General features: G+C 73.6%; 9 protein-coding genes and 1 pseudogene. 8 read left to right on the top strand and 2 right to left on the bottom strand.

The annotated features are described in order from the left end of the window. Window positions 1–674, bottom strand: a 674-nt coding sequence (locus AB0F81_RS48985) for an ATP-binding protein (protein ID WP_360210945.1), incomplete at its 3' end; no start/stop codon positions are given. A 192-nt stretch (window positions 675–866) separates the two neighbouring features. Here AB0F81_RS48985 and AB0F81_RS48980 point away from each other — a divergent pair. The 8 genes from AB0F81_RS48980 (at window position 867) to ppk2 (ending at window position 8,440) form a co-directional block, all read left to right on the top strand. Beyond that, on the top strand, window positions 867–2,336 hold the full coding sequence (locus AB0F81_RS48980; RefSeq protein WP_360210943.1) for a dynamin family protein: 1,470 nt from the start codon (window positions 867–869) through the stop codon (window positions 2,334–2,336). Beyond that, window positions 2,333–4,129, top strand: coding sequence for a dynamin family protein (locus AB0F81_RS48975; protein ID WP_360210941.1), 1,797 nt, complete (start codon window positions 2,333–2,335; stop codon window positions 4,127–4,129). Before AB0F81_RS48980 ends, AB0F81_RS48975 begins: the two co-directional genes overlap by 4 nt. Continuing rightward, the gene (locus AB0F81_RS48970) at window positions 4,126–4,575 is read left to right on the top strand and encodes a hypothetical protein (protein ID WP_360210939.1); all 450 of its coding nucleotides are present in this window, start codon (window positions 4,126–4,128) and stop codon (window positions 4,573–4,575) included. The genes AB0F81_RS48975 and AB0F81_RS48970 overlap by 4 nt, the downstream gene beginning before the upstream one ends. A gap of 153 nt (window positions 4,576–4,728) precedes the next feature. Then, window positions 4,729–6,105 carry an MFS transporter gene (locus tag AB0F81_RS48965; RefSeq protein WP_360210937.1) on the top strand — a complete coding sequence of 459 codons (1,377 nt, stop codon included), beginning with the start codon at window positions 4,729–4,731 and terminating at the stop codon, window positions 6,103–6,105. Further along, window positions 6,105–6,467, top strand: a complete 363-nt coding sequence (locus tag AB0F81_RS48960) for a GntR family transcriptional regulator (protein ID WP_360210935.1) — start codon at window positions 6,105–6,107, stop codon at window positions 6,465–6,467. Before AB0F81_RS48965 ends, AB0F81_RS48960 begins: the two co-directional genes overlap by 1 nt. After that, window positions 6,461–6,991, top strand: coding sequence for a GNAT family N-acetyltransferase (locus AB0F81_RS48955; protein WP_360210933.1), 531 nt, complete (start codon window positions 6,461–6,463; stop codon window positions 6,989–6,991). The genes AB0F81_RS48960 and AB0F81_RS48955 overlap by 7 nt, the downstream gene beginning before the upstream one ends. Next, window positions 6,988–7,584: a hypothetical protein gene (locus tag AB0F81_RS48950; protein WP_360210931.1), complete on the top strand. Its 597-nt coding sequence runs from the start codon at window positions 6,988–6,990 to the stop codon at window positions 7,582–7,584. Before AB0F81_RS48955 ends, AB0F81_RS48950 begins: the two co-directional genes overlap by 4 nt. 64 nt (window positions 7,585–7,648) lie before the next feature. Continuing rightward, window positions 7,649–8,440 carry a polyphosphate kinase 2 gene (gene ppk2, locus AB0F81_RS48945; RefSeq protein ID WP_360210929.1) on the top strand — a complete coding sequence of 264 codons (792 nt, stop codon included), beginning with the start codon at window positions 7,649–7,651 and terminating at the stop codon, window positions 8,438–8,440. 13 nt (window positions 8,441–8,453) lie between these two features. On the opposite strand, the pseudogene AB0F81_RS48940 reads toward ppk2, so the two are convergent. Next, window positions 8,454–8,764: pseudogene (locus tag AB0F81_RS48940) on the bottom strand (RNA polymerase subunit sigma-24); the annotation flags it as partial.

Here is an 8,764-nt window from a genome sequence, read left to right as displayed (position 1 = left end):
GTACCGCGCCGGCGTAGACGCGGCCGGTGGTGCCGTCGATCGAGATGATCTCGCCCGCGCGGATGGTACGGCCGCCGACGGTGAACGAATCCGCGGCGACCGGCGGCAGCCTGCCGGGCCAGCGCAGTGATCGCCAACGGGTTGCCGCCGGCCCGCACGATCACCGCGTTGAGCTGGGCGTCGTCGAGGCGCGCGGCGGTCTGCCGGGCCAGCGCGCGGGCGGCCGCCGGGTCCAGCGGCGGCACCGCGAGCCAGGCGGTGGCGGCGGCCCGCAGGGCGGCCACCGCGGGCTCGTCGAGGCGATGCGGCGTACGCAACGCAACCAGTACCCGGCACGCGCGGGCCAGATGGGGCAACGCGGCAATGGTGGCCGGGTCGGCGTGCTGCAGATCGTCGAGCACCAGCAGCCCACCGCGCACCCGCGAGCGCACCGCCTCGGCGAGCAGGTGCACGTCCTCGCCGGGCAGCCGGGCCCGCACCGCCCGCGACAGGGCCAGCGCCGGCACCGTGGACAGCATCGCCAGCCCGCCGCCGACATGGGTGGGGCCGGGCACCGACGCGGCGACCTTACGCAGCAGCGTGCTGCGGCCGCAGCCGGGCGGACCGGTCAGAACGACCAGTGCGGGCCCGTGGCGCAGCGCAAGGCGGGCGGCCGACTCTGGCTCGTCCGCCACCGGCGCTCCTCCCTCACTGGCCCGAACTCACTGGCACGAACACGGGATCCGGCCGCGACCCCGACGTCCGTAGGCTGTGCTGCGGGCAGGCGCTCGGTCCTGCCACTGCTGCGACGGAAAGGCCCTCCTCGTGACGACGACAGCCGCGGTACGCACATTGTCGCCGACTTTGTGCGGACCTGACGAGTCGTGGTGACCGGGCCACTCACCACCGGCGTCGCGACGCTCTGTCACGAGATCGTCACGAAGATCTCCTCCGATGCTGGTGGCCAGGTACGACAGATCGGTGACCGTCTACACGATCCGTTACGGATCGCGATCGCCGGTCGCCTGAAAGCCGGAAAGTCGACACTAGTCAACGCCCTGATCGGCCGCCGCGTCGCCCCCACCGCGGCCGGCGAGTGCACCCGCGTGGTCACCCGGTTCCGCTACGGCCCGGCCGACCGCATCGACGTGGTCACCCGCGACGGCGAACGGCGCAGCCTGCCCCTGGACGACGACGGCATGGTCCCGGCCCGCCTCGGCGTGCCCGCGGCCCGGGTGGCCTACCTCGACGTGGCCCTGACCAGCGACCGGCTGCGCGAGCTGAGCGTCGTCGACACCCCCGGCCTGGCGTCGACCGACAACGCCGGCAGCGCCCGCGCCGAGGAGGCGGTCGGCATCGACGCCGACTCGGCCTCGGAGATCACCGCCGCCGAAGCGGTCGTCTACGTCTTCACCCAGGCGGTGCGCGCCGACGACATGCGCGCCCTGGAGGCGTTCCACACCGCGTCGGCGCGGCTGGCGAGCAGCCCGATCAACGCGATCGGCGTGCTCAGCCGGGTCGACACCCTGGTCGGCGGCGCCCAGGACCCGTGGCCGGTGGCCGGGCCCCTCGCCGAACAGCAGGCGCGGCTGCTCGCCCGTACCGTCGGCGATGTAGTGCCGGTGGCCGCACTGCTGGCCGAGACCGCCGAGGCCGGCCGGCTGACCGGCGCCGACCGCAACGCGCTCGCCGCGCTGGCCGCCCTGCCGGCCGCGCAGCTCAAGCTGCTGCTCACCTCCGCCGACCTGTTCCGCGGCCGGCCCGCCCCGGTCGACGTCGAACAGCGCGACCGGCTGCTGACCCGCCTCGACCTGTACGGCATCGGCTACGCCTGCGCGCAGCTGGCCGCCGACCCCCGGCTGGGCACCGGCGAGCTGGTACGGCGGCTGCACGCCGCGTCCGGGTTCGCCCGGCTGCGCGACACCGTCGACAGCACGTTCCGCTGGCGCTGCGACGCGATCAAAGCCGGCTGGGCGCTGACCCGGCTGGAACGGCTGGCCGGCTACAGCGCCGACCCGCGGGCCGGCACCGTGATCCGCGACGCCTTGGAGAGCACGCTGCGCGACCCCGCCTACCACCGGCTGCGGCTGCTGGACGCCGCGCAGCGCGCCGCCAACGGCACCGTGCCCCTGCCCACCGACTGGGAACGCGAGCTGATCCGCCTGGCCACCTCCGACGACCCGCGCTGGATCCTGGAACTGCCCGAAGCCGACCCGGGCGAGCTGGCCGCCGCGGCGATCAGCGCGGCCGGCCGCTGGCGGGCCTACGCGGTCGACGGCGCCGGCCCGGCCCAGGCCCGCATCGCGCAGGTGGCCCACCGCGGCTTCCACCTGCTGGCCCAGGAGGTGCGCCGGTGACCGACCTGACCGTCCAGCTCGACACCGCGGTGCGCGACACCATGTCATACCTGCGCACCGCCGACCCGGACGCCGCCGCCGACCTGGCCGAGCTGCGCCGCGACCACCTCGTCCGGCCCGGCATCGTGATCGTCGGCGAGACCAAACGCGGCAAGAGCTCCCTGGTCAACGCCCTGCTCGGGGTGCCCGGCCTGTCCCCGGTGGACGTCTCCGTGGCAACCACCGCCTACCTGCAGTTCCAGCCCGGCGAACAGTTCAGCGCCCGCGCCTGGCTGCCCGGCGGCGGCGAACCGATCGAGGTCAGCGACCTGCGCCACCCCCGGGCCCGCCGCATCGAGGTCACCCACCCGGCGCCGCTGCTGCGCTACCTGAGCCTGCTCGACACCCCCGGCGCCGGCGGCCTCGACCCGGCACACGCCACCATCGCGCTGGACGCGGTACGCCGCGCCACCGCCCTGCTGTTCGTCGCCGACGCCTCCGCCCCGCTCTCGCAACCCGAACTGGACTTCCTCGCCGCCGCCACCGAACGCGTCGACGCCGTCGTCTTCGCCCTCACCAAGATCGACGCGTTCCCGCAGTGGCGCGGCATCGCCGAGGACAACCGGGCCCTGCTGCAGGCACACGCACCCCGGTTCGCCGCGGCACCCTGGTTCCCGGTCTCCGCCCGCCTCGCCGAACTGGCCCTGACCGGCGACGACGACACCCGCGACACGCTCGCCGAGGAATCCCGCATCGCCGGGCTGCAACACGCCCTGGTCGAACTCGCCGGCCGCGGCCACCAGCTGCGGCTGGCCAACGTGCTGCGCGCCGCCCGCGGCGACCTGGCCCGGCTGCACGACACCGCCGAGGCCAGCATCCAGGCGGCCGCCGCCGACCCGCAGAAACAGGCCGAAGCCCGCGCCGAACGCGCCGCGCTGGCCGGGCGCAAACGCACCGAGTCACGCCAGTGGACACTGCGGCTGGGCACCGAGATCCAGCGGGCCCGGGTGGAGACCGTCGGCTACCTGCGCACCCGCATCGGCGAGGTGCAGAACGAGCTGGCGCAGCGCATCGACAAGGCCGGCTCCGACGAACTGACCCGGCTGCCCGACGACGTCGACACCCACCTGCAGGCCGTCGCCGCCGACCTGTCCGGGCGGCTGGAAGCCACCTACCACGCCATCGCCGAACGGGTGCTGGCCGAGGCCTTCGACGCCGAACGCCTCGCCGCCACCCTCAACCGGCTCAGCGCCACCATCCGGCACGCCCTGGCCGCCGGCCCACCGCGCGGCTCCGGCGACAACATGCTGATCGCGCTGTCCGCCGGCGGCATCGCCCTGGTCGCCGGCCGCGGCGCCACCCTCGGCATGTCCGCGCTCGGGGTGGCCGGCGCCGGCCTGCTCATCCCGGTCGCCGGGATCGCGCTGGGCCTGGCCGCCGGCGGCTACGTGCTCTACCGCCGGCGCGTGCACAACGACCGCCGGCAGGCCCAGAGCTGGCTGCGCGACGTGCTCGCCGAAGCCCGCGCCGCGCTCACCGACGAGATCAGCACCCGCTTCACCGACCTGCAGTACGCGCTGTCGATCGCCCTCGACGACGCCATCGAACGGCGGCTGCGCGAACTCGACGCGCACATCGCCGAGATCGACGCGGCCCTGGCCGAGGACGCGGCCGGCCGCGCCAAACGCCGGGCCGCGGCCACCGCCGAACGCGACGCGGTCGCCACCCGGCTGCGGCAGGCCGACGAGGCCCTGCTGCGCGCCCGCGCCCTGACCCCCACACCGATCGACGACGACCGGGAGAGGCTCTCATGACCGACCACTGGGACGACGACTTCGACTTCGACACACCCGAGGAGCTGCCCGAGCCCGATCAGCCCGACCTGCCGCTCGACGGTCCCGAGCTGTCCTACGACGAGCCGGAGCTCGTCGTCGACGAGCCGGACCTGTCGTTCGACGAGCCCCAGGTGCCCGAGCCCGCCGAGCCGGAGAGCGTCGACGACGGGCTGTTCCCGCCCGCCCTCGACGTCGGTGAGCTGCCCGAACCGGTCGACGGCTTCCCGTGGATCGACACCGCCACGCTCGGCGCGCCCGACCCGTCCGGGTTCACCGCACCGGTCGAGGCGGTCAGCGCCGACGAGCTCGCCGCCTACGCCGGGGTGGAGATCCCGGAAGGCGCGAACCCGTGGGAGGTCCTCGCCGCCGACGAGGATCCGGCCACCAGCGCCCTGGCCCGGTGGTGGACGCCGGGTGAACAGTGAGGCTTGTTCGCGACCAACCGCGCCCCACCACCTGCGCGAGCTGGCGGTATGGCCTCCACCGTCGCGAACAAGCCTCACCGATCCACATCTCCCGCTGAGGGCTGCCGGGTGGCATCATGTGCGCGCACCGCTTAACAACCTGGAGCGCGATCGATGGCCGTGACCGGCACCCCCACACCCGTTCCCGCCGGCCGCCGGGAACGCACCGGCTGGTACTTCTACGACTGGGCGATGTCGGCCTTCTCCACCACGGTGATCACCGTGTTCCTGGGGCCGTTCCTGACCACCGTCACCGAGCTGGCCGCCGGCTGCGCGATCGACGCCGACGACTGTGACGGGGTGGTCCGCCCGTTCGGCATCACGGTCGCCGCCGGCTCCTACTTCGCCTACCTGGTGTCGCTGTCGGTGCTGCTCACCGTCTTCGTGCTGCCGGTGATGGGCGCCGTCGCCGACCGGGCGCCGCGCAAGAAGCCGCTGCTGGCCGGGGCCGCGTTCCTCGGCGCCGCCGCCACCGTCAGCATGGTGTTCGTCACCGGCGACCGCTACCTGCTCGGCGGGTTCCTGTTCCTGATCGCCAACATCGCGTTCGGCGCGGCCGTGGTCGTCTACAACTCGTTCCTGCCGCAGCTGGCCGGCCCGGACGACCGCGACAAGATCTCCAGCCGGGGCTGGGCCGCCGGCTACCTCGGCGGCGGCGTGCTGCTGCTGCTCAACCTGATCGCGGTGATGTCGCTGTCGGAGGAGGGCAACCCGCAGCGCACGCTGGACATCGCCCGCTGGTCGATCGTGTCGGCCGGCCTGTGGTGGGCGGCGTTCACCGTGGTGCCGCTGCTGTGGCTGCGCGAACACCCCAGCGTGGAGGCCGCCAGGGCGCGCGGCAACGTGCTCACCGACGGGTTCAAACAGCTCGGGCACACCATCAAGGGGATGCGGGCGTACCCGCTGACGCTGTTCTTCCTCGGCGCCTACCTGATCTACAACGACGGCATCCAGACGGTGATCGCGCTGGCCAGCCAGTTCGGCACCGAGGAGCTGAAACTGGAACAGGGCACGCTGATCCTGACGATCCTGATCGTGCAGTTCCTGGCGTTCGGCGGGGCGCTGCTGCTCGGCGCGCTGGCCAACAAGATCGGCGCCCGCAAGACCATCCTGCTGGCCCTGGCGCTGTGGCTCGGCGTGGTCACCGCCGCCTACTGGCTGCCGGAGGGGGAACCGCTGCCGTTCATGCTGCTCGGCGCGGGCATCGGCCTGGTCATGGGCGGCAGCCAGGCGCTGTCGCGCAGCCTGTTCTCGCAGCTGATCCCGCAGGGCAAGGAAGGCGAGTACTACGGCTTCTACGAGATCAGCGACAAGGGCACCAGCTGGCTCGGCCCGCTGTTCTTCGGCCTGATCTTCCAGGTCACCAACAGCTACCGGACCGGCATCATCTCGCTGATGGTCTTCTTCCTGGTCGGCGGGGTGCTGCTGGCCTTCGTCCCGCTACGGCGCGCCATCCTCGCCGTCGGCAACACACCGCCGAAGCTGATCTAGTGGACATCACGATCGACCCCGGCTCGGCGGTCCCACCGTACGAACAGGTCCGGTTGCGCATCGCCGAGCTCGCCGCCGGCGGCGAGCTGGTCGCCGGCACCAAGCTGCCGCCGGTGCGGCAGCTGGCCACCGACCTGCGGCTGGCGGTCAACACCGTCGCCCGCGCCTACCGCGAGCTGGAACAGGCCGGCCTGGTGGAGACGCGTGGCCGGGCCGGCACGGTGATCACCTCACGCGCGGCAGGCACGTCACGGCAGGCACAACAGGCCGCGATGACGTACGCCGAACGCACCCGCGCCCTGGGTATCCCCGCGGAGACGGCTCTGGCCCTGGTGAAGGCGGCCCTGGAGGACCGGTGCTGAGCCTGCGCCCGGCCGGGCCCGGTGACGCCGCGGCGGTCGCGGCGCTGCACGCGGACAGCTGGCGGCGGCACTACCGGGGCGCCTACCGCGACGCGTTCCTCGACGGTGACGTGCTCGCCGACCGGCTCGCGGTGTGGAGCGCCCGGCTCGCCGACCCGGACGGCACCCGCACCGTGCTCGCCGAGGACACCGGCGGCCTGGCCGGTTTCGTGCACGTGGTGCTGGACCACGACCCGCGCTGGGGCAGCCTGGTCGACAACCTGCACGTCGCCCACGACCGGCAGCGCGGCGGCATCGGCCGCACCCTGCTGGCCCGCGCCGGCGCCGAGATCGGCGCGGGCAGACCGGTCTACCTGTGGGTGCTGGAGCAGAACGAGCGGGCGCGGCGGTTCTACGCGGCGCTCGGCGGCAGCTGCGCGGGCCGCGACGTGGTCGCCAGCCAGCCCGCGGACCGGCTCGTCGGCACCCCGGTGAAGCTGCGGATCGCCTGGCCCGACGCCGCCGCCCTGCAGCCGGCCGGATGACCCGGCGGGCCGGTGCGCTGCTGGCCGTGGCGGTGCTGCTGGCCGCCGCCGGGGTGGTGGCCGGCGTGCGCTGGTGGCACTACCGGGCGCCCTACGGGCCGGAGGCGCTGAACGCCACCGCCACCCTGCGGCTCGACACGCCGGCGGCCGGCACCGGCGAGCAGACCCTGCACGGGCAGGTCGCCTGGGACCGGCCGCCCGCACCGCACCGCGGCGCCTTCTGGATCGTGGTGCTGGACAAGCGCAGCCAGCTCAAGCCCGGCTTCCTCACCGCCTCCTCGGCGCGGCCCGGCGCGGTGAGCACCGGCTCGGACGACTCCCTGGACGAGGCGCAGGAGCGCTACCCGTGGCTGCGCGGCGCCGGCACCCGGGAGATCGACGGCACGTTCTGGAGCACCGGCAGCGCCGTCCACGTGGCCTCGGTTCAGGCGTCCCCGGTGACCTTCGAGAGCACCCTGCCGCCGGCGAGCCCGGCAGCGCCGCCCGGGCACCAGGTCGCCACCGCCCCGGCGGCGGTGGCCGATCTGATGGTCGCCCTGATCAGCGTCGGCCCCAGCGGGCAGGTCTACTGGGCGCAGCGGCTGCTGCACTGACGCATACCTGTTCTGATCTTGGCGTGGGGCGCGGAGGATGTGGTCATCGATCTGGGAGGTCGCGGTGGCCAAGCTCGAGCGGGAACGGTACGAGGCGGAGCTGGAACGGCTCCAGCTGGAACTGGTCAAGGTGCAGGAGTGGGTGAAGTCGACCGGCGCGCGGGTGGTGGTCCTGTTCGAGGGGCGGGACGCGGCCGGCAAGGGCGGCACGATCAAACGGGTGACCGAGTTCCTCAACCCCCGGGTGGCGCGCATCGTGGCGTTGCCGGCGCCGACCGAGCGGCAGCGCACCCGGTGGTACTTCCAGCGCTACGTGGAGCATCTGCCCGCCGCCGGGGAGATCGTGCTGTTCGACCGCAGCTGGTACAACCGGGCCGGGGTGGAACGGGTGATGAACTTCTGCACCGAGACGGAGTATTTGCGGTTCCTGCACCAGTGCCCGATCTTCGAGCGGCTGCTCGTGGAGGACGGGATCCTGCTGCGCAAATACTGGTTCTCGGTCAGCGACCACGAGCAGGAGCGCCGGTTCCGGGCCCGGCTGAAGGATCCGATGCGCCGGTGGAAACTCTCGCCGATGGACGTCGAGTCGATCAGCCGGTGGGAGGACTACTCGCGGGCCAAGGACCAGATGTTCCTGCACACCGACATCGGCGAGGCGCCGTGGTATGTGGTGGACGCCGAGGACAAGCGGCGGGCCCGGATCAACATGATCGCCCACCTGCTGGCGAGCCTCCCGTACACCGAGGTGGAACAGCCGCGGATCAAGCTGCCGAAACGGCCGGAGAGCACCGGCTATCAGCGCACCCCGCGCGAGATGCAGACGGAGGTGCCGGACCACGCCGGCCGGCTTCAGTGAGCCGGCCGGCTGGTCATGGCGGGCCGACGTGGCCCAGCTTGTCCGGATTGACGATCCCCTGGATCGTCTGGATCCGGCCGTCGGCCACGTCGAGGGCCAGCACGCTGAGCACGGCGCCGCCGGCGGCGTGCAGCACCGCGCCGGGCCGGCCGTTGACCCAGGCGGGGCGCAGCCGGACGCCCTCCTCGGCGATGCGGCGGAACAGGCCGATCAGGAAACCGGCGACCTGCTCGCGGCCGGCCAGCGGCGTCGCCAGCGCCGGGGCCTTCCCGCCGCCGTCGCCGTAGGTGACCACGTCCGGCGCCAGCGTGGCCAGCAGCGCGT

Source organism: Actinoplanes sp. NPDC024001, assembly GCF_040638955.1.
GTDB lineage: Bacteria > Actinomycetota > Actinomycetes > Mycobacteriales > Micromonosporaceae > Actinoplanes.
This window is presented reverse-complemented; position numbering and strand designations above follow the sequence as displayed.

What these genes read in the sequence shown, in the direction of transcription:
- AB0F81_RS48970 (WP_360210939.1), top strand. Translation starts at nt 4,126, where the DNA reads ATGACCGACCACTGGGACGACGACTTCGACTTCGACACACCCGAGGAG.
- AB0F81_RS48950 (WP_360210931.1), top strand. Translation starts at nt 6,988, where the DNA reads ATGACCCGGCGGGCCGGTGCGCTGCTGGCCGTGGCGGTGCTGCTGGCC.
- AB0F81_RS48965 (WP_360210937.1), top strand. Translation starts at nt 4,729, where the DNA reads ATGGCCGTGACCGGCACCCCCACACCCGTTCCCGCCGGCCGCCGGGAA.